Consider the following 24,098-nt stretch of genomic DNA (forward strand, 5'->3'; position numbering starts at 1 on the left):
ACCTCTCTTCTGTGCCGGTCTTCTGCGTCGGGCCTGGACGGCCGGCGGTCGGGAGGGGGACGGAAGGGCCCGTGACCGCGGACGGTGCCGCGGTCGCGGGCCGCATCGTCGCTGCTTCAGGCCGGCTCTCCGGTATGGGGGCTCGCACCGGCGGGCTGCTGCTCGCCGTGCAGCCCGAGGCGGATGAGCACGCTGTGAGCGATGTCGGCGACGGTGCCGCCGCCGCGCATCAGCTCCATGGGCGGGATCTCGATGCCGAACTGGCTGCGGATGGAGGTCAGCAGTTCGGTGGCCATCAGGGAGTCCAGTCCATACTCGTCCAGCCGCCGGTCGCCGGCGATCTGGTCGGCTGAAATGAGCAGGACGGTGGACAACAACCGGGTGATCTGCTCGGTGATGTACGCGTACTTCTGCTCGTGGCTCATCTCCGCCAGCAGCGACAGCAGGTCGGGCCCCTGCTGCTCCGTGCCGGGCGGCAGCACCAGGGACAGCCACGGACGCTGCAGGCTGGGCAGGACCTGCCGCAACCGGCCCCAGTCGCAGCGGCCCACCATGGCGACGTCGGCGTGCTCGCCGAGCATGTCCTCCACGGCGTCCAGCGCACGGGCGGGAGGCATCGGCGGGATCCCGGCCTTGGCCAGTGCCTCTCCCTGCCTGCCTCGGGTCAGCACCCCGGTTTCCGCGAGCGCGCCCAGGCAGGCCGTCAGTCCGGGCAGGCACTGCCGGCTCCGCTGCCGGGCCAGCGCCTCCAGGAACAGGTTCGCGGCGACGTACGACGTCTGACCGATGTTGCCTATGGTGGTGAGGGAGGAGTACATGACGAACAGGTCGAGGGGGCGATCCCGGGTCAGTTCGTCCAGCACCATCGCGCCGGCCACCTTGGGGTGCAGGACGGCTCGGATCCGGTCGTCGCCGAGGTCGGCGAGCGGGCCGTCGTCGAGGTGCATGGCCGCGTGTACGACGCCGCGCAGCGGGTGGCCGCCGGTGTCCAGGTCGTGCAGGATCCGCCGCATGGCGTCGCGGTCGGCCACGTCGGCCGCGTACGCGCGGACCTCCACCCCCGATCTCTCCAGTTCCTCAAGCAGAGCGGGAGCTTCGGGCGCGTCGGCGCCCCGGCGGCCGACCAGGGCCAGGTGGCGGGCACCCCGCCGGGCGAGACGGCGAGCCGTCGCCGCGCCGAACCCGCCCAGGCCGCCCGTGACGAGGTAGGTCCCGTCCGGTTCCAGGCGCGGCACCATCTGCTGGGGCTGTACGGTGACCGGTTCGTCGCGCGGGTCGAAGGACACCACGACTTTTCCGATGTGCCGGGAATGGCGCATCATGGCGAAGGCGTCGGCGACGCGGGCGGCCGGATACACCGTGTGCGGCAGCGGCCGGAACCGCTGGGAGTGGTAGAGGGGCGCGGCCTGCGCCGTGCTGTCCGCCATCAGCTCGGGCGCCTTCCACATGAGAGTGCCCACGTCCACGCCGTAGAAGGCGATGTTGTCGGAGAACGGGCGCAGCAACAGGGACCTGTTCTGGTAGATGTCCCGTTTGCCGAGCTCGATGAACCGGCCGCCGTGCCGCAGACATTCCAGGCCCCGGGTGATGGCCTCACCGGCCAGCGAGTTGAGCACGATGTCCACTCCCTGGCCCCCGGTCAGTTCCTTGACCTGCTCGGCGAAATGCAGGCTGCGCGAGTCCAGGACGTGGTCGGCTCCCATCGCGAGCAGCAGGTCGCGTTTGGCGGCGGTGCCGGCGGTCGCGATCACGCGGGCTCCGTGGTACCGGGCGTACTGCAGTGCGGCCAGGCCGACCCCACCTGCGCCGCCGTGGACCAGGACTGTCTCACCCGCCTTGACACGTGCGCAGTACCCCAGCGAATGGTGCGCGGTGGAGAACGCCATCGGCATGGTGGCGGCTTCGGTGAAGGTCATCCCCTCGGGGAGGGTGACGGCCGCCCACGCCTTGACCCTCGCGTGACTGGCGAACCCAACGGGTCCTGCGGCCATGATCCGGTCACCGGGCTGTATCCCGGTGACGGCGGCACCGGCGGCGGTGACGATCCCGGCGCATTCCAGGCCCAGTTCGTGCCCGCCGAAGACCGCTTCGACGGCCTCGGTGGGCAGCAGGTTCACCGCGCGCATCACGTCGCGGTAGTTCAGCCCGATCGCGCGTACCTCGACCACGACCTCGTCAGGCCCGGGCCGCGGCATCGGGATCTCCTCCCAGGCCAGTGTGTACGACAGCCCCGGATCGCACACCTTGAGCCGGTAGGCGCCGGCCGAGCCGACGGGCAGGCTGCGGGCGTGCTCACCTGACTCCAGCAGTCGCGGCACGAAACGTCCTCGGCGGGTGAGCAGGATCTCGTCCTCCTCACCCGGGGCGAGCAGTTCCGCCGCCAGGCGGCCGGCGTCCTGCGCGGCGTCGCCGGTGGGGTGCAGGCAGAGCCTGCGTATCGCCAGCCGCGGCTGCTCGTTGCTCAGCGAGCGCGTCGTCCCCCAGGTCGCCGCGTCCTCGGGGTGGAGCCGGACGTCGGTGAGGTGGGGTTCCGGCAGCGCGCCGCAGGGGCGGGCCACCAGCCACACCGTGGTCGCGACGTGCTCGGGCAGTTGCTCGCAGGCCAGCGTGATGGCCCGCAGCGCCGCCGCCCGCCGGGTGATCTGGTCGACGGTCGCCTTCGGGTCCGTGTCGTCCGCTCCGCCCAGGATGACCGCGATGGTGACCGTCTGGGCGGTGGGTGGGAAGTGATCGGTCCAGTGGCCGGGATCGTCGCTGAGCGGCGAGTGGAGCACGTCGCCGCCACGGGTTCGCAGCAGAGCCCGCAGCTCGGCGGTCAGAGCGTCGGTGCCGTCCTCACCGGCGAGGATCCACGTGCCGGCGGCGTCCGGTACGGGGTGCGCGGTGGCGGGAGCGCCCCCGGCGGTGGCGAGCATCACCGAGAAGTCGCCGGCCGCGCGTTCGTCGTCGTCGCCGGCCTGGGCGACCTCGGTGTAGCCGGCCTCTGCCAGCACCTCCGGCCATCTTTCCCGGGACAGCAGCGGCGAGCGCGGGCGCAGGTGCTGGTCGGTGAAGTTCCAGAACTCCTCCTGCATGCCGAGGAAGGGCAGCAGGGTCCCCACCCGGTGCGGTTCGGCGATGAGCAACTGGCCGCCGGGAACCAGGAGGGTGGACAGGTGGTGCAGCGCGGCGGGCAGGTCACGGGCCAGGTGCAGGCTGTTCGCGGCGACCACGAGATCGAATCCGCCCGCGGTCAGTCCCTGCTCGACCGGGTCGGCGTCCAGGTCGAGGACGGCGTAATCGACGAAGTCGAAGCCGGCGAAGCGCTGCCGCAACCGGGTCAACGCCGCTTCGGCGAGGTCGGTGACCAGGTAGCGGGTGCGGTCGGCGGGCAGGACGGTCAGCAGCATGGCGGTGGTGCCGCCCGTCCCCGCACCGGCTTCCAGCACACGCAGCGGCCGGTCGGCCGGCCATCGCCGGACGATCTCCTCGACGAGCGCCCGGGCGATCCGGTTGGTGAACAGGTTGACCGGCCCGACGTCGTGGAACTGCTCCGTCAGCTCAAGGCCGCCGCCGGAGCCCAGGACGTCGGAGCCGGCACGCCGGCCTGCGAGCAGTTCGGGCAGACACCGGCCGGCCCGCACGGACAGGGCGCTCTGGGCGGCGAAGGCGGCTCCCCGGGTGAGGAGGTCCCGGTGGAGGTCACGGTAGAGGTCCCGGTGAAGGTCACGGTGGAGGTCACGGTGCGGCTCGTGCGGGCCCACACCCAGCGGCACCAGGCGAAGGCCGCCCTCGACCGGCCGCTCCAGCAGTCCGTGCTGCTCCAGCAGCGGAAGGGCCGCATGGAGCATCCGCCGGTGGTGCGCCCCTGGACACGCCTCGATCAGTTCCTCGACGCCGATCGACCGCTCGGTGGTCAGCTCGCCGAGCGCGCCGGCCAGCGTGCGGGCGAAGACCTCTTCGAGCCGTGCCGCGTACCGCGGGTAGTCCAGCTCGTGCCACGCCGAGCGCAGCCGGTCGATCTGCTCAGCCGCCCCGGACAGGATCTGCCCGGGGCGGGGGGCCGGCCACGGCTCGGCGGGCGTTCCGGCCCGGGGCGCGGCCCGTAGCGCCATCTCGTAACGGGTGACCGGGGTGATGTGGACGCCGGGCATCCGGCGTAGCCGGCAGCCCTCCACTTCGGCGGCGATCCGGCCGTCGTCGTCGGCGACCACGATGTCCCAGCAGACCTCCTCGGCGCTGCTGGAACGTTCCCGTACGTGCACCAGTCCCTGTGCTGCGGGCGTTCCCCACAGGCGGACGGAGCCGATCGCGGCGGGCATGTAGCCGCGGCCCGATCGCAGCGACTCCACCAGCCACAGCACGCCGGCCTGCAGCGCGCTGTCCAGCACCACCGGATGCATCTGGTAGCGCCCCTGCCCCTGCTCCGGGCACGAGTAGGCGCCCAGCACCTCCCGCTCGCCCATCCACAGCTCGGTCAGGACCTGGAACCCCGGCCCCCACACCATGTGTCCTTCGGCGGCCCGCGCGTAGTAGCCGGGCACGTCCACGCGCGTGCCGATGCGAGCGCGCAGCGCGGGCACGTCCAGCGGCGGCGGGATCCGGCGCAGCAGCGGCCGTACCCGGGCCCGGAAGTGTTCGCGGGGCTGCTCCGCCTGCCGGCCGGCACTGGCCACCGTGACCACCCCGGTCTCGGCGCAGAGCGACGTCTGCGCGTATATCGGATCGGCGGCGGTCTGTGAAGGCACCACCATGGCCCGGCTGATGTCGACCCTGTCCACCTCCACCGCCTCGGCGGCGTCCGGCATGGCCAGCCGGGCGGCGGCGATGGCCATCTCCACGTATCCGGTGGCCGGCATGACGGCGGCGCCGCCGGCCCGGTGATCGGCCACCCAGGGCACCCGTACCCGGTCGATCTCCCCCTGCCAGGTGGGGTCCAGCACCGGCATCCGCTGTCCCAGCAGCGGATGCTGGATCGTTGTGTCGATGTTGGTCTGCACCCAGGTTTGCGGGCCTCCGATCCAGTGCCGTTCGCGCTGCCAGGGGTAGGCCGGCAGCGATCGCACCGCGCCGGGGCGGGGGAAGTACCGATCCCAGTCGAGCCGCGCACCGGCCGCGACGAGTTCGGCGACCGCGCGGCGGACGCGCGCCGGGCCTGGCTCGTCGCGGCGCAAGGTGGTCACGACGGCCGCGCGTACCCGCGCGGTGCCGCTTATGCGGCGCAGGTACGAGCGCAGCACAGGATGCGGGCCGATCTCCAGCAGCACGTCGAAGCCGTTGCCGAGCACCCGCTCGACCGCCGCTGCGAACCGCACCGGCTCTCGGACGTTCCGCCACCAGTACGCCGCGTCCAGCTCCGGCCCTCGGACCAGGCCGCCTGTCACCGTGGACACCAGGGGGATATGCGCCGGGCAGGGCCGCAGCCCGGCGAGTCCCTCGGCCAGGGGCTGCCGCACCGGATCCATGGCGCCGCTGTGGAAGGCGTAGTCCAGGTCCAGCTCGCGGAAGAAGATCTCGCGCGAGGAGAGATCCTCACAGAGTGACTTCAGCGATTCGTCCGGTCCGGCGATCGTGACGTCGCGGTCGGAGTTGACCGCCGCGACCTCCAGTTGCGGGTAGCCGGCCAGGATCTGCCTGGCCGCGGTCTCGGGCAGCCCGAGCGCGGCCATCCGGCCCCGCCCCCGGGTGACCGACTGCGCCAAACCGCGCTCGGAGATCACCTGCGTCGCCTGGGCCAGTGACAGGGCGCCGGCGGTGTAGGCGGCGGCGACCTCGCCCACGCTGTGGCCGAGCACCGCTCCTGGCTGTACGCCCGCCGCCTTGAGCATCTCCACCAGGCCGACCTGGACGGCGAACAGCAACGGCTGCGCCACTTCGGTCGCCGACAGCCGTGACTGGTCGGCAGGCAGGGACAGTTCCTTGAGCACCGACCAGCCGAGCCGATCGGACAGTTCGGCGTCGACCGCTTCCACGGCCGAGCGGAAGGTCTCGTCGGACAGCAGATCGGCGCCCATCCCGGCCCACTGTGAACCGTTGCCGGAGAACACGAACGCCACCCGCCCGTGCTCCACCGCCTCCGACTCCGCCACCGCCATGTCCCCGGCTCCGAGCCGCGTGCCCGCACGGGACTCACCGGCCGGGCCGGTCGACTCCGGGGCGTCCGCCAGGCTCGCCAGCGCCCGCGCCGCCGCCGCGGCGGTATCGGCCAGCACCACGGCGCGATGCCGGTGGCCGCCGCGCCGCCGAGTCGCGGTGTAGGCCACGTGGTAGAAATCCCGTTCATCGAGTGACGTCAGGTGCGCGGCGGCCCGTTCCACGGCTTCCCGCAGAGCGGACCGGCTGCGCGCGGACACGACGACGGGCAGCGCTCCTGCGGGGGGTTCCGCCGGTTCGTTCCCGGCCGCCCTGGCGGCAGCCGGTGCGGGCGGTGCGGCCAGCGCCACATGGGCGTTGGCGCCCCCGAACCCGAAGGAGTTGACTCCTGCCACAGGCCGCTCGCCTGTGTCGTGCAGCGGTCGCGGCTCGACGGTGACGCTCAGGCCCAGGGCGTCGAAGTCGATACGGGGGTTGAGCGTGGCGGCGTGCAAGGAGGCCGGGATCATCCGGTGCCGGAGCACCAGCAGGGCCTTGAACAGCCCCGGCATGCCGGAGGCGGGCTCCAGGTGCCCCAGATTGGACTTCACCGAGCCGATGGGCAGGACTCCGCGCGTGCGCCGGCTGCCCAGCGCCCGCCCCAGCGCCTGGCATTCGGCCGGATCACCGGCCTGGGTGCCGGTGCCGTGCGCCTCCACGTACACGATCTCGTCGGGGCTGATGCCCGCTGTGGTGTACACCTGCCGTAACAGGGCTTCCTGCGCTTCGGCGTTCGGCAACGCCAGCCCCACGGTGTGGCCGTCGTTGTTGGCGGCGGCGCCGACGATGACGCCGTGGATGCGGTCCCCGTCGGCGATCGCGTCGGCCAGGCGCTTGAGCACCACCACACCGCCGCCCTCCGCGCGTACGAACCCGTCGGCGTCGGCGGAGAAGGCCCGGCACCGGCCGGTCGGCGACAACATCGACGCCTGGCTGAAACCGATGAAGGGGCCCGGGCTGAGCAGCAGGTTGACCCCACCGGCCAGCGCCACCCGGCTGGATCCCTCCGCCAGGGACCGCCAGGCCCGCTCCACTGCCGTCAACGACGAGGAGCACGCGGTGTCGATGCTCATGCTCGGCCCGCGCAGGTCGAAGAAGTGCGACAGCCGGTTGGCCGCGATGGACAGGGTTCCCCCCGACATCGAATACGGGCCCATGGCACCCGGTTCCAACGCCTGCATGGTGCCGTAGGCGGGATCTGAGATGCCGATGAACACTCCGGTGTCCGTGCCCGCCAGCACCGCCGGATCGATGCCCGCGTCGTCCAGGGCCTCGACCGCCATCTCCAGGAGTAACCGCTGCTGCGGGTCCATCGAGGCGGCCTCTTTGGGGGAGATGCCGAAGTAGGCGGCGTCGAAGGCGGTGATGTCCTCGTCGAGGAAGCCTCCGGCCCGGGTGTAACTCCTGTTCGGCCTCGGCATGGTGTCGTCGACGAACCGATCGGCCTCGAACCTGCTCGGCGGGATCTGGCCGACCAGATCGGCGCCCTCCCGTAACGCCTGCCACAGCCCGTCCAGGTTCACGATCCCACCGGGCAGGCGGCATCCCACGCCCACCACCGCCGCCGCGTGCTCCGGCCATGTCTGCTCTGCTGTCGGGTCGTCCGCGCTCATGTCGCCCTTCCTGCTCAGGTCCACCACGACTCGGCACTTCGCCGGTCGGCTTGCTGTCTCGGTCAGGGTCCACCTAGCGCGCCTGGCGCAGGGCTAGGCGGGTCGGCCACTATGTCATCACAACTCCTGGTATATGCATAGGCACTCTGCGTATTTGCCCAAGAGGGAGATGTTATGTGAGGTATGTGGGAAACATGGCCTTCACTGCACGGTGAGGCGGTGCGTGCGGCGGCTGGAGGGCCTGAGCGCCCAGGACAGCGCGGTCAGTGCGGTCAGGATGGCCAGCAGCCACACCTCGCCGAGGTCGTACCCAGTGGTCAGGTGGGAGACGATGGCCCCGGTGTAGGTGTAGAAGGCGCCCGCATAGGCCCATTCCTTGACCAACGCGCGACGCGGGGCGAGCAGGGCGATCGCGCCCAGCACCTTCCACGTTCCCAGCAGCACCAGGAAGTAGGGCGGATAGCCCAGGTGCGTCACCAGGTCGCGGACGTATGGAAGCCGCGCGATATCCCAGATGCCGCCGGCTGCCAGCTCGGCCGCCACCGCTGCGGTGGCCAGCCAGTAGCCCGCCAATCTCAAACGCACGGGTCCGTAGCGCCTGACGATGCCCGGAATCGGTGTCATGGGATGCTCCTTGTCACATCCGAGGGAGGTGCCGGTTCATCGCTGTGAACCCCCGGGGCGGAAGGATGTGACCGATGGACGAGGCCGACTGGCTGGCGGCGCGTTTCGAGGAGCAGCGGCCCCATCTGCGGGCGGTCGCCTACCGGATGCTGGGCTCGCAGGCAGAAGCAGACGACGCGGTGCAGAACTCATGGCTGCGTCTCAGCGGCGCCGACACGGCCGACGTGGATAACCTCGCCGGGTGGCTGACCACCGTCGTCGCCCGGGAGTGCCTCAAGATGCTGCGCACCCGCCGGAGTCGCCGCGAGGAGCCCATCGGCGACACCACGGCCGAGCCCTCTGCCGGAGACCACGACGTCAACGATCCCGAAGCCGAGGCCCTGCTGGCCGACTCGGTCGGTCCCGCGCTGATGGTCGTGCTCGACAACCTCGCCCCCGCCGAGAGGATCGCCTTCGTCCTGCACGACATCTTCGCCGTGCCCTTCGACGAGATCGCCGCAATCCTTGAACGCTCCCCGGCCGCTACCCGTCAGCTCGCCAGCCGCGCCCGCAGACGGGTCCAAGGCGCGACCCCACCCCGGCAGGTCGATATCACCCGCCAACGACAGGTCGTCCAGGCATTCCTCACCGCGCTGCGAGAAGGTGACTTCGACGGGCTCCTCGCCGTACTCGATCCCGATGTCCTCCTCCGAGACGGCAGCGCCGAACTTACTCCTGGCGCAGCAGGGCTGCTGCGAGGCGCACGGGCTGTGGGCGCCCACGCGCTCGCCTTCTCGCGGGCTGCACGGTTCGTACAGCCCGCGCTGGTGAACGGAGCCGTGGGTCTCGCGATCGTCCCGCGAGGTCGCCTCATCGGGGCACTCGGCCTCACTTTCAGACACGACAAGATCGTCGTAATCGAGATGATCGCCGATCCCGAACGCCTTCGACACGTCGGCCTCGCAGCTGTCGGCCCTTGACCGCCGACGGCCGTACGGTCGTACGGCCCGAGCGACGCGATCCATCCCCCGGGTCACGCATCCGGGCGGGAGCCTGACCGAAGGCGGCGTTTTGCATCGGAACATTCATGAATGTGTGCTGGTCGAGCCAGGTCCGGCCATGCGGCCCGGGCTCGGAGTTCACCATCCGACCGAACAGCCAGTGCACCGGTGCCAGGGCGAGGACAACAGCGAGCCCGATGAAAAGGGAAACCGGCCCTGTATTCCCCTCATGTCCGCCGCCCGCAGTGCTTCGCGTTTTCGATCTTCTGTCGGGAGGATTCGCCGGACGACGGTGCGTAACAGGTTAATCACTCAAATGGATATGGTCGCCAACAGTGATCGCCCGAAAGCATGGAGTCTCCCGGAGAGCGGAGGCGGATGTGGCCAGTGAGTTCCAGCGCAGGAAGGTCGTCGGAGTTTTCCGGGCGATGGATGTGGACGGAGACGGCCGGCTGACCGAGGCCGACTTCCAGGCGCTCGCCCGCCGCTGGACGGCCGTCGCCGGATCGGCCGATCCTGAGCGACTCGCCTCCGTCATGACCGGCTGGTGGCCGGTGCTCCGGGCCGCCTCCGACCGCGACGGCGACAACGCCGTCACTCTCGACGAGGTGCTCCTCGTCGTGGAAGGCCTCGACGACAGGGCGGAGGCGGTCTCCGCCACCGCCGACGCGATGTTCGAGGCCATCGACCTCAACGGGGACGGCCTCATCTCCCGTTCGGAGTACGGCGCACTCATCGAGACGTGGAACGGCACGCCCACGGCGACCGACGAGATCTTCCCGCGACTGGACTTGGACGGCGACGGCCACCTCACCCGAGACGAGTTCCGCACCCACTGGACGGAGTTCTGGGCGGGCGACAACCCGAACGCTCCCGGGACCTACGCCTTCGGCGCGCTGGTGGAATAGCCCAGGGCCGGCGTCACCGCCTGGAAACCCCGCTCCACTCGCTAGAACGTTTCGCGAGTCATTCGCTTGAGCGCGACAATCTGACTTGCCGCGAAGCCGCCAACGTCTACGGCGATGGCCGAGGCCGCCATGCAATCAGCTGGCCGCAGGGATTGATCTGGGGTTTGACCAGGGTGGACATGGGCGACTCGTCTGCGGTGGTTCACCTGGGAGACGAGCCGAGACACCCTCGGTAGCCGGGGGGTGGGCCCGGTGGCGCGCGATCAGTGCTTGGCGGAAGGCCACCCGCCAGGACGGAGGCGGGATAAGAACGCGCGGATGGCAGCGGGCGGGAAAAGGCTTTTCCAGGGCCACGGCGAGTCGGATAGAAAGATGCCGACCCCGGTCGATCATGACCGCAACAGCCGCGAGAGGAGGGATAAGCCGATGCGTACCTCGACGATCGTGCCTGTTCCTTCCCTGGGCTCGGCCGAGCGCTGATCCCCAGGAGCGATCAGGCACACCTTGACCAAGGAAAGTGCCATGACGCGAAACAACGACCTGACCATGCGCCCGATCAATGGGCGCGAGGAGATCGACCTCTTCAACCGCCTGTCGTATGTCTTCGACCACGAGTTGGCCGGCGACCTCGACTCCGGCCGCCGTCGGCCCGAGCGGATGTGGATGGCCCTGCGCGGCGACCGCCTTCCCGCCAGGATCGCCTGGTGGTCGCGCGGCGAGGGTGAGCCGCCGTTCATGCTCGACGTCTTCGACCTCGACGACACCCTGCCCGAATCCGAGCGTCGCGACGTGGGCACCCGACTGCTGGAGACCGCCACGGCCGCCGTCATCCCGCCTGGCGCCCCGCGAATCGAATACAGCCGGTTTGTCCCGCCCGGCTGGCGTGACGACGCGACCGCCCGGCGGGTTGTCGAGGATCGGATGGCCGTGCTCGAAGCGGCCGGCGCGCGGCTGCTCGTTGAGCGGCTGCGGCTGGAGTGGCGGCCCGGGACGACGATCCCCGAGCCGAGCGGCAGGCTGCGGTTCCGGCCCGTGCGCGACCGGGGCGAGCTCGTCGAGCTGATGACCCTCGTCCTGGAGGGCACCCTCGACGCGCACAGCCACGCCGATCTCGCCATGATGACCCCCGCGCAGGCGGCGGCCGCGCAGTACGACGACGAGATGGCGCGTTACCGGAGCCCGCGGGAGTGGTGGCAGACGGCGACGACCCCCGACGGAGATCCCGTGGGGTTCGTCATCCCCGCCCGGAACAACTATCGCCCGATCATCGCGTACATCGGTGTCCTGCCCGCGTACAGGGGAAAGGGCTACATCGACGACCTGCTGGCCGTGGGCACCCGGATCCTCGCCACCCACGAGAACTCGGAGATCCGGGCGTCGACGGACCTCGGCAATGTTCCTATGGCGCACGCCTTCAGGCGGGCCGGATACGTCGAGTTCGAGCGTGAGATCAACATGACCTGGAGCTGACTCGCTCGCGCCAGTCTGATCACCAGCCTGCCGTACTGAGGACGCAGGCAATCAGCACTATCTCGGGAGTGAGCGGTTCCTGTCCGGCGGCGCACCGCTCACCCTGCGAACGACCAGTCGTCAGCCGACGTTGACGACGTCCCGCTTGGCCGCCCGCTTCGCGCCGATCGTCACCCCCAGGATCGTCAGTCCGATCCCCACGACCGTGATCACGAGGTTGACGAGGCCGTAGCGGACCACCCCCGACGGATCGTACTTGGGGAAGCGGTCTCCGAACGCCGCCTCACTGCCGTTGACCCACTCGAGGAGGAGGTTCACGGACTGGAAGCCGAAGACCAGGGCGCCCCCCCGCCAGGTAGAGGGCTACTGCGGTACTCCTGTTCCGGATGAGGAAGCCGAGGGCGAAGGCGAAGAGCACGGTGTAGATGACATTCATGATGTTCTCCGAAGGGTCGCGTCGGATCGGACGAATCCACCATCGCGATGTCCGCGCAGACCCACACCGGCGCGACCACGAAGCTCGGGTGAGGATCTGCGGATGATCGACGTGCGCACCCTCGACGTCACGCTCGACCACCGCGGGCGCGAGCAGTACGTCCGGTTCGGCACGCCGCTGCCGGTGGCGCCGAGCTCGACGGTCAAGCTCTTCACGTGGGGCTCCCTGGCGTCCGAAAAGCCGGTGCAGCCGGCCGTGACCCTGCGCGAGGGCCTGGCCGGTGAGGGCAGCGAGCAGTCCCCCTACCTGGTCGACTCGCCCGACGACCTGGCCAAGGTCGACAACGACCCGGCCGGGCACTACCGGCTGACCGCCGATCTGAACCTGACCGGGCTCGACCGTGCCCAGATCGGCCGTACGACCACCTTCACGGGCGTCTTCGACGGCGACGGGCACACGATCTCCGGGCTGGCCGCCCCGGCCGACCAGGGGCCGGGCCTGTTCGCCGACAACCACGGCACGATCGAGGACCTGGTGGTCCAGGGTGACGTCACCACCGACCGTTCGACCGCCGGCCTGGTCGCCGACCAGAACCACGGCACGATCCAGCGGGTCCGCGTCGACGGGTCGCTGACCGCGAACAGCTACGTCGGCGGCGTCACCGGCCACCAGTTCGGCACCGTCCGCGACAGCGTCTCCACGGTGGACGTGCACGCCACGACCCAGTACGCCGGTGGCGTCGTCGGCGTCTCCGTCGGCGGGTCGGTCACCGAGAACGTGCTCGCCACCGGTGCGGTCGTCGCGAACAGCGCGTCCGCGGGCGGTGTGGCCGCCTACGGCTACACCGACACCCAGGTGCGCCACACGGTCGCGTTGAACGCGAACGTCTCCGCGTCGAGCTACGCGCACGCGCTGCGCTGGTCGCATTCGTCGAAGACCTTGTAGGTGCGCGGGCGATGTCGCCCGACGCCCATGTGCGTCCCGCATGCTTCCCGAAACACGCTGACCAGTGCCTACCGCGTGATCAAACCTCATGTGCCCACAAACTGTGAAACTCGGATTTCGGTCTTACGACGTGAGAGCTTCCGTAGCCCTGGGATCTATCTCGAAATGGTCCGAATTACCTTGTACGCCTTCGTTTCTTGCGCGAGATTTTAACGGGGGGATGGTTGACGGACCCTCGGCTCGCACGTGCCGAGGGTCCAGGAGGCGACGCCGGTGTTTATCGATCCCAGGCGCGGGGACGGTCGTCGTCGTAATCGCCCTTTCTGGGGCGAGTCGCCGGAATCCAGGAGGCTGACATGACTGGATACCTGCCGTATAAGGACTCCACTCCCGCCGCCCGCATTGGCGGCGTACGCGGCTGGCAGGCGGATATTCTCCGCGGCGAGTCGTAACCGAGTGGACCGGGGTGCTGCGGCGCATATGGGCCGCAGTGCCTCCACCTTTTCTCAAGCGGGGCCGTACATCGGGGGGCGTATATGGCGCGATTGTTCTACCCTGCCGCTTGGCGCAGCGATCTGGTGGAGGATCTGTTCGGATTCCCGGTTTCCGATCCCTATCGCTGGTTGGAAGACGGCGATGACGCACGCGTACGGGACTGGGTCGCGGCGCAGGATCGTCTCTTCCACGCGCATCGTGAGGGATGGTGGGAGAAGCAATCGTGGGCGTCGTCGGTGGATCAGGTGTCCTCCTTCGGCGTTTCGGAGCCTCCGGTGGTTCGGGGCTCGCTCATGTTCCTTGCCGAGCAGCTCCGTGGGGATGAGCAACGGCGCCTGCTCGTCGTCGACGCCGAGGGGAACAGGCGGGTGCTGGTCGATCCGGTAGAGCTCGATCCGTCCGGCCACACCGGGCTGTACGCCTGGTGGCCCTCGCGTGAGGGCGAACGCGTGGCCGTTCAAATGGAGGTCGCCGAGCAGCCCGGCAGCGACATCATCGTGCTGGACGTGCGTACCGGCGAGGTGGTGGACGGGCCGTTGCCGCGCGCCCGCAACACCTCGCTCGCCTGGCTGCCGGGAGGGGACGCGTTCTACTACGTCAGCCGGGTTCCCGACGAGGAACTGGCCCCGGGCGACATGCGGTTGCAGCGGCGGGTGCGGTTGCACCGGATCGGTTCGCCCTGGCAGGCCGACGCGGTGGTGTTCGGTGGCGAGGACGCCCCCGACCACTACTACGGGCTCACGGTCAGTGCGGACGGCCGTTGGCTGGCGATCACCGCGATGGCCGGGCCCGCCTCGCAGAACGACGTGTACGTGGCCGAACTCGACGATCCGGAGGTCCCGCGCTTCGTCAAGATCGTGGACGGAAACGTCCTCCGCGCCCGCGTTCTCCCGCGCTTCCTCGCGGACGGCGCCCTGCTGCTGGTCACCGACTACGAGGCCCCATGCGGCCGCGTCTGTGTGGCGGACCGGCACGACACCGATCCGGCCGCCTGGCGCACGCTGGTGGCCGAAGATCCTGAGGCTCCCCTGGACGAGTGCCTGGTCCTGGACGGCCCGGCGCTTGCGCGGCCCCTCCTGCTGGTGGCCCGCGCCCGCCACGGCACCTCCGCCCTGACACTGCACGACCTGGCCGATGGCCGGATGCTCACCGATCTGCCCCTTCCCGGCGCGGGCGTCGTGTCCTCCCTGCGCACGAGCGTCCCCCACGGGCACCAGGCGTGGTTCAGCTACTGCGACGCGACCACGCCTCCCACCATCTATCGCTACGACGCCGTACGCGGCACGACGGAACAGGAGGCCGGGGCCGCGACAGCGGGGAACACTCCGGCGATCCGCAGCCGCGCCGTGCGCTGTCGCGCCGGTGACGGCACCGAGATCACGCTGTTCCTGTTCGCTCCGGACGAGGACCACCAGGGGCCGCGCCCCACCCTCCTGTACGGCTACGGCAGCTTCGGCATGCCCATGCGCCCGTGGTTCTTCCCCCTGGCGGCCGCATGGGTCGGAGCCGGCGGCACCTACGCGGTCGCCTGCGTACGCGGAGGCGGCGAAGAAGGCCAACGCTGGCACGACGCCGGCCGCGGACCGCACAAACACCGCGCGATCAGCGACTTCAACGACGCCGCGACCTGGCTCATCGACACCGGTCTGACCACCCGGGACCAGCTGGCGATCTACGGGCAGTCCGCCGGTGGTCTCCTGGTCACCGCCGCCGCCGTACAGCGTCCGGACCTGTACGCCGCGGTCATCGCCGAGGGCCCGCTGTGTGACATGGTGCGCTACGAGAACTTCGGCCTGGGATGCACGTGGACGGACGAATTCGGCAGCGCTTCCCAGCCCGAACAACTCGAATGGCTATTCGCGTACTCCCCCTACCACAACGTCACGCCCGGTGCCTCCTATCCCGCATTTCTCCTCACCGGTGCGGTAACCGATGTGCAGACGGGAGAGGCCCACGTCACGAAAATGTGCGCGGCTCTTCAGCACGCCACCGGCGGTGACCGGCCGATCCTCATGCGCCGGGAACCCGACACCGCCCACGCCGCCTCGCCCGCGAGCAAGGAACGCGCCCTGACCGCGGACATCCTGGCCTTCGCCGGCGAACACACCGGCCTGTCACCCAAAAAGACAGCCGTACCTCGTCGCGAGACCGCGGCGGAACCATTCTGAAAGCCGGCCTGCCTGGCGTGGCGTCACCGAGGCGGAACGCATTCCCGCCGGTTCACCCCTGCGTGAGCGGTGTGCCGGAGCGCGCCGGCCCTTCGCGGAGCGCGGTCTTCCGGCGGCGCCGGGAGGCCAGAGCCGCGACGACGAGCCCGCAGAGGACGACGAGGAGAAGCAGCAGCGCCCAGGGGAGGGTCCATGTGTGCGTGGTGCTCTCGACGGCGGCGAGCGGGGCGACAGAGCCCGCCGCGTCGGTGAGCAGCGGGACGAGCATGACCGTCCCCGTCAGTCTCAGCGCGGGAGTCACTCCGTGCACCGGTACGGAGACCTTCCAGGTGTCGCCCGGGAGCAACTGGGGCGAGTCGTCGATGTCTCCCGCCCGGGCGTCCCAGCGCCCGAAGGGTCCGGACAAGGACACCGTCTGCCGAGCGGTCAGAATACTGTTGCCGTCGTTGCGGATCGTGTACGTGACGGTGGCGTCGCCCGTCCCGATCGGATTGGGCGTGCCCGAATAGCGCACCTCCAGATCCTCCACCGACAGGCTCGGCTTGAGCTCTCCGCCCACGCGCAGGCGGATCCGGATGCCGAGACGGCGCCCGTCCGCCGCACCGGGCTGGATCGGCGAGGTGACGATGCCGCCCATGTACTCGCCGGGCGCGGCGTCGTCGGGAAGCGCGACTGTGAACGGCACCTCGGCCGACTCGCCGGGCCGGACCGTCACGTCGGGCCGGTCCGGGTGGACCCACGCACCCACCCCGGCCGACTTCGCGTCCTCGCCGAGCAGGTCGAGCCGGCCCTGCCCGGTGGTGAACGCGTCCGCGGCGTACACGCTCAGATGGAGCGGCGTCGTGCCGTGGTTGGCGACCACGAGACCGTCCTCGATCCGCCCGCCCGGGTCCAGGGTGTAGCTGTAGTTCCGCCGGTCGGACCCGAAGTCGCCGGAGGCCGTCGCGACCGTCCAGGAGACCTCGCCGTCCGCCGCCGCGGCGGGGCCCGTCCCCGCTCCGAACAGGCCGAACGCGGCGAGCAGCGCCACGACGACGGCCCGGGCGAGGGAGCCTGCTGCGGTTGTCGTACGCGGTCTCGGCGGGTGCATCTGCATGGTCCTCTGGTGGTTCCGGGAGCGGCGGGATGGACTACGTGCGGTGGGGTGGGCGCCTGAGGGCGCCCACCCCACCAGGTTGAGCGGGGCCGGATCGGCTCGTCGTGAGGGCCCCGCGTCACCCTCGGCCGACTACTGAAGCCAGTCGGACTCAGACGCGGCCGACTTGTTCTCGCCGGCCTTGCCCTCGTTCGTGTGGATCACGACCTTGTCGACGGTGGAGCCGACCGCGGGAGCGGCGGTGGCGCCGTTGTCCGGGCCGCACCACTTCACGTTGCCGAGCTCCACCGCGGCGTTGGGGGCGGCGCAGGTGCTGCTGCGGATGTTCTCGACGACGAGCTTGTTGCCGCGAACCTGGACCCGCACGTAGGTGCGGACGTGCTCCTGGTTCTCGACCGAGTTGGCCCAGTGGTTCTTGGGGCTGAGCGGGTCCGGACCGTAGTTCGGGTCCTGGGTCGCGTCCGGAGCGGTGAGGTCGTAGTACTTCGAACCCGACGCGGAGTTCGCCGTCACGTAGATGACGCCGCCCGGGCCCTGGGACACCTCGGTGGCGCCGGGCTGCTCGTCCTTGTTCGCCTTCTGCCCGTTCTTGATCACGTAGCTGCGGGAGTAGCTGTGGTCGTGACCCTGCAGGACCAGGTCGATGCCGAGCTTCGAGAAGGCCGTCGGGAAGTCCTGACGGCGCACCTTGTTGTCGGCGTCGTTCGCGTGAGCGGCCGGGGAGTAGATCGCGTGGTGGTAGATGAGCACCGTGTGCTTGGCGCCGGCGCCGTGCTGCTTGACGACATCGGTGATGTAGCCGATGTGCGCGGCGTCGGAGCCGCTGGCGTAGGCGTTGCTGTTGATGTCGATGAACAGGATGTTCTTGTACTTGAACCAGTAGTCGCCGCCCGAACGGGTCGACGCGCTGCCGTTGTAGTACGGCGCGGAACGGTCGGTGTTCGGCGTCCAGAAGTGCTGCTCGTACGCCTTGCCGCCGACGTCGTGGTTGCCGATGGTGGCGGCCCACGGGTACTGGCGCAGCTTGTCGGGGGCGAGGAACGCGTCCCACTGGGTCTCGGTGTTGGCGGTCTCGACCTGGTCGCCGCCGGAGACCAGCAGCTCGGCCTTCGGGTTGGCGGCGAGGGCGACGTTCAGGGTGTCCGCCCACCCGGCGCCGTCCTTCGCCACGTTGCCGGACGAGCCGATCTGCGGGTCGCCGAAGAACAGGAAGTCGAGGTTGTTGCCGTTGAAGTCCTGGGTCGTGAAGGAGTACGTCGAGGACCAGTTGCCCTCGGCGCCGACCCGGTAGGAGTACGCGGTGTTCTGCTTCAGGCTGTCGATCGTGGCGTGCGCGTTGTAGCCGCCGTTGACGACGTTCGCGGTGACCGTGGCCGGGAAGGTGACGGCGCTTGCGGGGAACTTGCCGTTGACGACCTTGGACGTCGGCGCGACCTGGACCACCTGCGCGGTGCCGGCCGAGGAGTACCACGACACGACGCGCTGCGTCTCGTCGCCGCCCACGCCGAGGATGATGCCGGTGAGCGTCGCGCTGTCAGCGTGGGCCGCGGTCACCAGGCCGCCGCCGAACACGGCGGTGGCGCTGAGGGCCGCCGCGGTGGCGCTCATGGCCACCCGGCGCAGGACGAGCCCGGGGCCCTGAGTCCCCTTGTCGAGCTTCATTGCTTTCCATCCATTTGGGGGTATTGGAGCGGTTTGCACGATTTCGAGGTCCGGTGTCGCGGAGATGAACGTCGGGCAGGCGGACCGTTGCGCTTGCCGGAAGTTGTGATGTGATCTCAGATTCCGAGAACACGTTCCACGAACCACACCAGGCCCATCGCGGACACACCCGCCGCGATCGCCCCGGTCGTCCACAACCCCGCGATCGGCCGGTGGTGACGCAGCAGGGCGAGCAGCGGGAAGACGGCGACGATGATCGTCAACTGGACGACCTCGATGCCCACGTTGAAGACGAGCAGCGACCACAGAAGCGTCCACGACCAGGCCTGATCGATGCCCAGTGCCGCGGCGAAGCCGAGACCGTGCACGAGGCCGAAGCAGAAGACCACCGCGAGTCGGGTCCAGCCCGCGCGGTCCAGGCCGAGGCGGCCGTGACCGGCCGTCTCGAGATCCGTGGCGTGCGATCGGCGCCGCCAGATCCGCCACAGATGCCACCCCGCGACGACCGCGATCGAGAGGGCGATGACGGGCTCGACGAACGCCGCGGGCGCCTGCACGAGGCCGAGGGCGGCGAGGACGAAGGTCACCGAGTGGGCCAGCGTGAAGGTCGTCGCCGCCAGCACGATCTCGCGCAGGCGGCGTGACCCGGCGATGAGCGCCAGCAGGAACAGGATGTGGTCGAGTCCGCCGAGCAGGTGCTCGGCTCCGAGCCGGAAGAACTCCCAGAACCGCTCGAACCAGGACTGCTGCGTGGAGAACGACCGATGCTGAGCGTCGAGGGCCGTGCTTCCGGACTTCAGGTCGAGGTCGTAGGTGACGATCGTCTTGCTGTCGCGCACGTACCCCTCGGAGCCGGGGAACAGCCCGCTGCGCACCTCGTGCGCTTCCGCGGACTCCGGGCACCGGTAGTCGAGGATCAGCCGCGCGTACGGGACGTCCTCGCGCCGCCCGATGGTGAAGCCGCCGTCCCTGACCGGGGCGCACGCCTTACCTGCGGCGGTGACGCCGAAGCGCTCGGTCACGTACGCGACGACCGAGTCGGCGTGGGCGTCGAGCGCGGCGGCCTGCTGACCCGCGTCACCGGCCTCGAACGCCGCGGTGCCCGCCTTGAAGAGCGGGTCGTCCTTCTCGTAGTCGGCGGCGGAGACGACGAGCAGGTCGTACTCCAGCTCGAGTTCGGTGCGGACGTGCCCGGTCTGGGGCGAGACGAGGTTGACGTAAACCGTCGAGGTGAACCCGTGGGCGAGAGCGGGCAGGGCCCCGAGCAAAGCGATGACGACACCGAGCAGAGCTGAGAGGGCACTGAACAGGACGGCCACGGCTGCGGCGGCGATGACAGCACAGACACGACGCCGAGCGGCGGGGGACATATGACTCCTTTTCGGCTTTGGCGTACGAAATCTGCTCGATTGAGATGAACGCGCGGTATCTCGTGCGCGAACCGTCGAGGAATCAAGCCCGGCGGAGACGGCCCCGGCGCCGAAGGCCGCAGATCATGGGGTAGGAAATAGGCGCACTTCCCGCCGCCCCGAAGGACGATCCCATGCGCTCTCGGCTTCTGCCTGCCTGCACACTGGCCGCGGCAGTCGCGACCGCCCTGCTGGCCGGCGGATGCGGCTCCGGCGACGACTGGTCCCGGCCGCACGCGAAGCCCACCCCCGTCGGCACCCCCGGCCCCGGGTTCTTCCCTGCCGCGTCACCCGCCCCGGAGGCGACGATCACGCCCCGGCCCGGCTCCTGGAACGGGATCCGGCCGCCGGAGGGCTACCGTGTGGTGCTGCTCACCGCGGGAGAGGACCCCCAGACCAAGACGCTGGTCAGCGCGGTGACGGCGTGGGCCGAGGAGGAGCGCGTCAGCCTCAGGACCGTCACGGCCACGAAGCCGGACCAGTTCGTTCCGAGCATCAGCAGGGCCATGGACATGAAGCCCGACCTCATCGTCAGCGCCGGCGCCGACCTCATCGACCCCCTGGCCCTGGTCTCTCCCAACCACCTCGACCAGCAGTTCCTCGTGGTCGGCGCGGAGCTTGCCGAGCCCACGGCGAACGTCACCGCCGCCGACTGGGCCGGTGCGTCGTTCCGCGGCGAGGGTCTCGGCATGTCCTCGACGTACGATCCCGCCAGCTTCACCCCCGAGCGCGCCGGGCGTGCCGTCCGGGCGGGTGCCGCGGCCGTGCTCAACGGCATGACCGGCATCGTGGTCTGGCTCGACTAGAGCGTCCCTCAGCGCGAGGGCCGACGTCGGCCACGCCGGCTTCGCGAGCCGATCGGGTCATGGCCGTACGGCCAGCACCCGGAAGCTGATCCCGCGTGTCATCCGCGTCACCGACTCGATCTCGAAACCGGCCTGCTCAAGGTAGGGCCGGGGGTCGCGGGTGAGGTAGTCGGCCTCGAACCGCACGAACAGCGGTTCCAGCAGCCGCATCCCGGCCCGGATGACCGGGTTGCTCGACGGCCCGTGCTCGGCCAGCACGAACCGCCCGCCCGACCTGAGCACGCGGTAGGCCTCGCGTGCCGCGGCCGCCGGATCCGGGATGGTGCACATCGTGAACGTGGACAGCACGGTGTCGGCGACGCCGTCGGGCAGGTCCAGACGCTGCACGTCGCCCTGCCGCAGCTCCACTCGCTCGCCGAGCCCGGCCCGCGTCACCCGCCGCCGCGCCAGCTCCAGCATGCGCTCGGACAGCTCGATCCCGACCACCGTGGTTCCGGCGTCGTACAGCGGGAGATTGAGACCGGTGCCGACCGCCATCTCCACGACGTGACCGCGCGCCTGCTCGACGGCCCACTCCCGGCTGCCCGGGAACAGGCGGCGCTCCCAGGCCAGCATCTGGCCGTCGTAGCGATCCGCCATCCGGTCGAACACCCGGCGTACGTCGGCATCCGTGGTAGCCCGCATCGACCGACCCTTCCGGAACGGGAATTCCGCACATGGTTTCACGTTACGAGGCCGCGGGCCATGGCGGTCGGCCGTCGCCGGGTCCCGATGAGGTCAGTACGCCACGGTGAAACGGGTCCGGTGGTGGCGCGGCCGTTCGGCTTCGTCCAGCAACGCCACCGCGAGGTCCTCCATCGAGATCCGGGAGTCGCCGTCGGCGTCGACCACCAGCTCGTCGGCGCCCACCCGGTACACGCCGGTCCGCTCACCGGGGACGAGCAGGTCGGCCGGGCTCAGGTAGGCCCAGTCCACGGTGGTGCTGGCCCGGCAGGCCGCCAGCTGGCCGACGCACGCCGCCGCGATCGGCAGCAGGAAGGACGGATAGCCCGCCTTGTCCATCAGGAGGCCGCCGCCCTCGACGGTCAGGCTCCCCGCGCCGCCGACGAGCAGCAGGCGTACGCCGGTCTTGGCGCAGGCCGCGAGCAACGTGGTGGCGACCGTGACCAGTTCGCTCTCGTCGCCGGGCGCCGGGCAGGTCGCGGTGATCACCAGGTCCTGCCCGGCGGTCAGCGCGACGACGTCGTTCACGTCGGTCGCGTCGCCGACCCGGACGTGCGCCTGGCCGGGCAGTCCGGCGAGCCTCACCGGATTGCGGGCCACGCCGGTCACCTCGTGTCCGCGGGACACGGCCTCGGCGACGACACGTCTGCCGACGTTCCCGGTCGCCCCGAACACTGTGATGCGCATGCCTTCTGCTCCCTCTCGATTTCCGGGGTGGTGCGGGCGGTAACCTTGCGGGTGTGCCGGATCATGTGGATCAGGTCCTGCAGCAGTGGGCTGACGCCCGCCCTGACCTGGACGTTTCCCCGATGGCGGTCTTCGGCCGGCTGTCGCGGCTGACCCAGCTCGTCAACAACGAGCTGCGCCGCACGTTCGCCGAACACGACCTGGACCCCTCGTCGTTCGACGTCCTGGCCACTCTCCGCCGCGGCGGACGGCAGGCCCCGGCCGAGCTGATGCGGTCCGCGATGATCACTTCAGGGGCGGTCACCCAGCGCCTCGACCGGCTGGAGGCGCGGGGCCTGGTGACCCGGACGCCCAGTGACGTCGACGGCCGTGGTGTCCACGTCGACCTGACCGACGCCGGTCGCGAACTCATCGACCGCGCCCTGCCCGACCACGTGGACACCGAACGGCGCCTGCTCGCCGGGCTCACCCCCGCCCAGCGGGAGAACCTGGCCGAGACCCTCAGGCAACTGCTGACGTCACTGGGCGACGAGCGGGCCTCCTAGACCCGCCTGGCGCCGGCCACCACCAGCGACGTCAGGACCACGAGCCCCGCCGCGACCCACAGCACGCCGGTCACGGCGACCGCCCCGACGATGAGGCTGGCGAACAGCGCTCCCAGCGCGATCGCCAGGTTGAACATGCAGGTGTTCAGCCCGGTGGCGGCCTCGATGCCCTGCGGCGCCGCCTTGATGATCCAGGTCTGCACGCTCACCGGCAGGCCGCCGAAGGCGAAACCCCACGCGATCAACAGGATCGACCCGGTGACCGCGTTGCCGCCGAGGAACGGGAACGCCGCCAGGATGACCGCGAGCGCGACGCTGACCACGATGATCGTGCCGCGGACGTTGCGGCCCGCCCACGAGCCGGCGATGAGGTTGCCGATCATCCCGGCCACGCCGTACGCGAGCAGCAGCGGGCCGACGAACGCCGCGCCCACCCCGGAGACGTCCTGCAGGATCGGGCTGACGAACGTGAAGGCGCCGTAGTGCCCGGACACCAGCAGGAAGGTGGCGACGACACCGACCCGGACGGCGGGCGTGCGCAGCTGCTCGCCCAGCGTGCGCAGCCGGACCGGCTCGGTCGCCGGCATCCGCGGCAGCAGCACGGCCAGCGCGATCACCAGCAGGAGCGCGATCGCGGCGACCGCGCCGAACGCGACGCGCCAGCCGGTGAGCTCGCCGACGAGCGTGCCCGCGGGGACACCGAGGACGTTGGCGGCCATGGCGCCGAAGAAGATCAACGAGGTGGCCTTGGCGACGTGCGCCGCGGGGATCAGCCGGACACCGAGGCCCGCGGCGAGCGACCAGAACCCGCCGATGCTGATGCCCACGAACAGCCGGGCCACCATCAGCACCGCGTACGTGGGGGTCAGCGCGGACACGACGTTGGCCACCAGCGCCAGCAGGATCAGGCCGAGCAGGACCACCCGCCGGTCCAGACCGCGGATCGCCACGGGCAGCAGCGGCGCGGTGACGGCGGCGACCAGGCCGGACACGGTCACCATCAGGCCGACTTGGCCGTCGGAGACGTGCAGGCCGCCGCCGATGGCCGTGAGCAGGCCCATGGGCAGGTTCTCGACGGTCACCACCAGGAAGGTCCCCAGGGCGACGGCGATCACCGCGATCCAGCTCTTGATGGGTACGCGATCCGGCCTGTCGGTCCCGGCGGAGACGGACTCGATGACTGTCATCTGGTTCCTCCTGTGCGCGTGGGCCCGGTCCGGGCAGGCGAGAACGAACGTCGTGCGTCGGTTGGGTCGAGCTTCGGTGCCGATCCGGCCCCGGCGGTCGTAGATCAGCGGCAGGCAACTTCGCTTAGTACTGAGAGACTTTAGCTTAGTGCTAAGCGATTGGCCAGACGGGAGGCCGGCCGGGTTCGAGGTGCGCGGGCCGGTGGCGGCACCCGGGCAGTGTGGTCTGGCGC

General features: G+C 70.3%; 16 protein-coding genes. 7 read left to right on the plus strand and 9 right to left on the minus strand.

Features of this window, described 5'->3' with window-relative positions; translation table 11 throughout:
- Positions 1 to 116: 116 nt before the first annotated feature.
- Together ACQEVJ_RS02795 and ACQEVJ_RS02800 are read right to left on the minus strand one after the other, a co-directional pair.
- Positions 117 to 7,724 (minus strand): type I polyketide synthase, encoded by a 7,608-nt coding sequence (locus tag ACQEVJ_RS02795; protein WP_433096827.1) that lies wholly within the window; start codon positions 7,722 to 7,724, stop codon positions 117 to 119.
- 201 nt (positions 7,725 to 7,925) lie between these two features.
- Complete coding sequence (locus tag ACQEVJ_RS02800; protein ID WP_433096829.1) at positions 7,926 to 8,348, minus strand: DoxX family protein; 423 nt, start codon at positions 8,346 to 8,348, stop codon at positions 7,926 to 7,928.
- 74 nt (positions 8,349 to 8,422) lie between these two features.
- On the opposite strand from ACQEVJ_RS02800, the gene ACQEVJ_RS02805 reads away from it, so the two are divergent.
- The 3 genes from ACQEVJ_RS02805 to ACQEVJ_RS02815 all read left to right on the plus strand — a co-directional run bounded on the left by ACQEVJ_RS02805 (position 8,423) and on the right by ACQEVJ_RS02815 (position 11,706).
- Positions 8,423 to 9,307, plus strand: a complete 885-nt coding sequence (locus ACQEVJ_RS02805; protein ID WP_433096831.1) for a sigma-70 family RNA polymerase sigma factor — start codon at positions 8,423 to 8,425, stop codon at positions 9,305 to 9,307.
- Between the two features lie 401 nt (positions 9,308 to 9,708).
- Positions 9,709 to 10,236: an EF-hand domain-containing protein gene (locus ACQEVJ_RS02810; RefSeq protein ID WP_433096833.1), complete on the plus strand. Its 528-nt coding sequence runs from the start codon at positions 9,709 to 9,711 to the stop codon at positions 10,234 to 10,236.
- Positions 10,237 to 10,758: 522 nt separating this feature from the next.
- Complete coding sequence (locus ACQEVJ_RS02815; RefSeq protein WP_433096835.1) at positions 10,759 to 11,706, plus strand: GNAT family N-acetyltransferase; 948 nt, start codon at positions 10,759 to 10,761, stop codon at positions 11,704 to 11,706.
- Positions 11,707 to 11,826: 120 nt separating this feature from the next.
- Here ACQEVJ_RS02815 and ACQEVJ_RS02820 read toward each other — a convergent pair whose 3' ends face one another.
- On the minus strand, positions 11,827 to 12,024 hold the full coding sequence (locus tag ACQEVJ_RS02820; RefSeq protein ID WP_433096837.1) for a hypothetical protein: 198 nt from the start codon (positions 12,022 to 12,024) through the stop codon (positions 11,827 to 11,829).
- A gap of 220 nt (positions 12,025 to 12,244) precedes the next feature.
- On the opposite strand from ACQEVJ_RS02820, the gene ACQEVJ_RS02825 reads away from it, so the two are divergent.
- Together ACQEVJ_RS02825 and ACQEVJ_RS02830 are read left to right on the plus strand one after the other, a co-directional pair.
- Positions 12,245 to 13,087, plus strand: a complete 843-nt coding sequence (locus tag ACQEVJ_RS02825) for a hypothetical protein (RefSeq protein ID WP_433096839.1) — start codon at positions 12,245 to 12,247, stop codon at positions 13,085 to 13,087.
- 536 nt (positions 13,088 to 13,623) lie between these two features.
- The gene (locus ACQEVJ_RS02830; RefSeq protein WP_433096841.1) at positions 13,624 to 15,750 is read left to right on the plus strand and encodes a prolyl oligopeptidase family serine peptidase; all 2,127 of its coding nucleotides are present in this window, start codon (positions 13,624 to 13,626) and stop codon (positions 15,748 to 15,750) included.
- A gap of 52 nt (positions 15,751 to 15,802) precedes the next feature.
- Here the strand turns inward: ACQEVJ_RS02830 and ACQEVJ_RS02835 are convergent, their stop codons facing one another.
- The 3 genes from ACQEVJ_RS02835 to ACQEVJ_RS02845 form a co-directional block, all read right to left on the minus strand.
- The gene (locus tag ACQEVJ_RS02835) at positions 15,803 to 16,840 is read right to left on the minus strand and encodes a WxL protein peptidoglycan domain-containing protein (protein WP_433096843.1); all 1,038 of its coding nucleotides are present in this window, start codon (positions 16,838 to 16,840) and stop codon (positions 15,803 to 15,805) included.
- Between the two features lie 138 nt (positions 16,841 to 16,978).
- Entirely contained in the window at positions 16,979 to 18,508 is a 1,530-nt protein-coding gene (locus ACQEVJ_RS02840; protein ID WP_433096845.1) for a fibronectin type III domain-containing protein, read from the minus strand.
- 116 nt (positions 18,509 to 18,624) lie between these two features.
- Positions 18,625 to 19,878: a HupE/UreJ family protein gene (locus ACQEVJ_RS02845; RefSeq protein WP_433096847.1), complete on the minus strand. Its 1,254-nt coding sequence runs from the start codon at positions 19,876 to 19,878 to the stop codon at positions 18,625 to 18,627.
- Between the two features lie 173 nt (positions 19,879 to 20,051).
- Here ACQEVJ_RS02845 and ACQEVJ_RS02850 point away from each other — a divergent pair, with 173 nt between their 5' ends.
- Positions 20,052 to 20,723: a hypothetical protein gene (locus ACQEVJ_RS02850; protein ID WP_433096849.1), complete on the plus strand. Its 672-nt coding sequence runs from the start codon at positions 20,052 to 20,054 to the stop codon at positions 20,721 to 20,723.
- 57 nt (positions 20,724 to 20,780) lie between these two features.
- Here ACQEVJ_RS02850 and ACQEVJ_RS02855 read toward each other — a convergent pair whose 3' ends face one another.
- A complete protein-coding gene (locus tag ACQEVJ_RS02855) occupies positions 20,781 to 21,407 on the minus strand; it encodes a class I SAM-dependent methyltransferase (protein WP_433096851.1) in 627 nt (208 codons plus the stop codon).
- Positions 21,408 to 21,500: 93 nt separating this feature from the next.
- Entirely contained in the window at positions 21,501 to 22,133 is a 633-nt protein-coding gene (locus ACQEVJ_RS02860; protein WP_433096853.1) for an NAD(P)-dependent oxidoreductase, read from the minus strand.
- A 53-nt stretch (positions 22,134 to 22,186) separates the two neighbouring features.
- On the opposite strand from ACQEVJ_RS02860, the gene ACQEVJ_RS02865 reads away from it, so the two are divergent.
- Positions 22,187 to 22,678, plus strand: a complete 492-nt coding sequence (locus ACQEVJ_RS02865) for a MarR family winged helix-turn-helix transcriptional regulator (protein ID WP_433096855.1) — start codon at positions 22,187 to 22,189, stop codon at positions 22,676 to 22,678.
- Here ACQEVJ_RS02865 and ACQEVJ_RS02870 read toward each other — a convergent pair.
- The gene (locus ACQEVJ_RS02870) at positions 22,675 to 23,865 is read right to left on the minus strand and encodes an MFS transporter (RefSeq protein ID WP_433096857.1); all 1,191 of its coding nucleotides are present in this window, start codon (positions 23,863 to 23,865) and stop codon (positions 22,675 to 22,677) included. The two genes, ACQEVJ_RS02865 and ACQEVJ_RS02870, sit on opposite strands and share 4 nt — an antisense overlap.
- Positions 23,866 to 24,098: the final 233 nt, after the last annotated feature.

It is taken from the genome of Microbispora sp. CA-102843, assembly GCF_050936215.1.
Classification (GTDB): domain Bacteria; phylum Actinomycetota; class Actinomycetes; order Streptosporangiales; family Streptosporangiaceae; genus Microbispora.

Excerpts from the sequence above, each read along its gene's own strand:
- ACQEVJ_RS02870 (WP_433096857.1), bottom strand. The coding sequence starts at position 23,865 with ATGACAGTCATCGAGTCCGTCTCCGCCGGGACCGACAGGCCGGATCGC.
- ACQEVJ_RS02815 (WP_433096835.1), top strand. The coding sequence starts at position 10,759 with ATGACGCGAAACAACGACCTGACCATGCGCCCGATCAATGGGCGCGAG.
- ACQEVJ_RS02845 (WP_433096847.1), bottom strand. The coding sequence starts at position 19,878 with ATGTCCCCCGCCGCTCGGCGTCGTGTCTGTGCTGTCATCGCCGCCGCA.
- ACQEVJ_RS02850 (WP_433096849.1), top strand. The coding sequence starts at position 20,052 with ATGCGCTCTCGGCTTCTGCCTGCCTGCACACTGGCCGCGGCAGTCGCG.
- ACQEVJ_RS02830 (WP_433096841.1), top strand. The coding sequence starts at position 13,624 with ATGGCGCGATTGTTCTACCCTGCCGCTTGGCGCAGCGATCTGGTGGAG.
- ACQEVJ_RS02825 (WP_433096839.1), top strand. The coding sequence starts at position 12,245 with ATGATCGACGTGCGCACCCTCGACGTCACGCTCGACCACCGCGGGCGC.
- ACQEVJ_RS02840 (WP_433096845.1), bottom strand. The coding sequence starts at position 18,508 with ATGAAGCTCGACAAGGGGACTCAGGGCCCCGGGCTCGTCCTGCGCCGG.
- ACQEVJ_RS02835 (WP_433096843.1), bottom strand. The coding sequence starts at position 16,840 with ATGCACCCGCCGAGACCGCGTACGACAACCGCAGCAGGCTCCCTCGCC.
- ACQEVJ_RS02800 (WP_433096829.1), bottom strand. The coding sequence starts at position 8,348 with ATGACACCGATTCCGGGCATCGTCAGGCGCTACGGACCCGTGCGTTTG.
- ACQEVJ_RS02805 (WP_433096831.1), top strand. The coding sequence starts at position 8,423 with ATGGACGAGGCCGACTGGCTGGCGGCGCGTTTCGAGGAGCAGCGGCCC.
- ACQEVJ_RS02855 (WP_433096851.1), bottom strand. The coding sequence starts at position 21,407 with ATGCGGGCTACCACGGATGCCGACGTACGCCGGGTGTTCGACCGGATG.
- ACQEVJ_RS02860 (WP_433096853.1), bottom strand. The coding sequence starts at position 22,133 with ATGCGCATCACAGTGTTCGGGGCGACCGGGAACGTCGGCAGACGTGTC.
- ACQEVJ_RS02795 (WP_433096827.1), bottom strand. The coding sequence starts at position 7,724 with ATGAGCGCGGACGACCCGACAGCAGAGCAGACATGGCCGGAGCACGCG.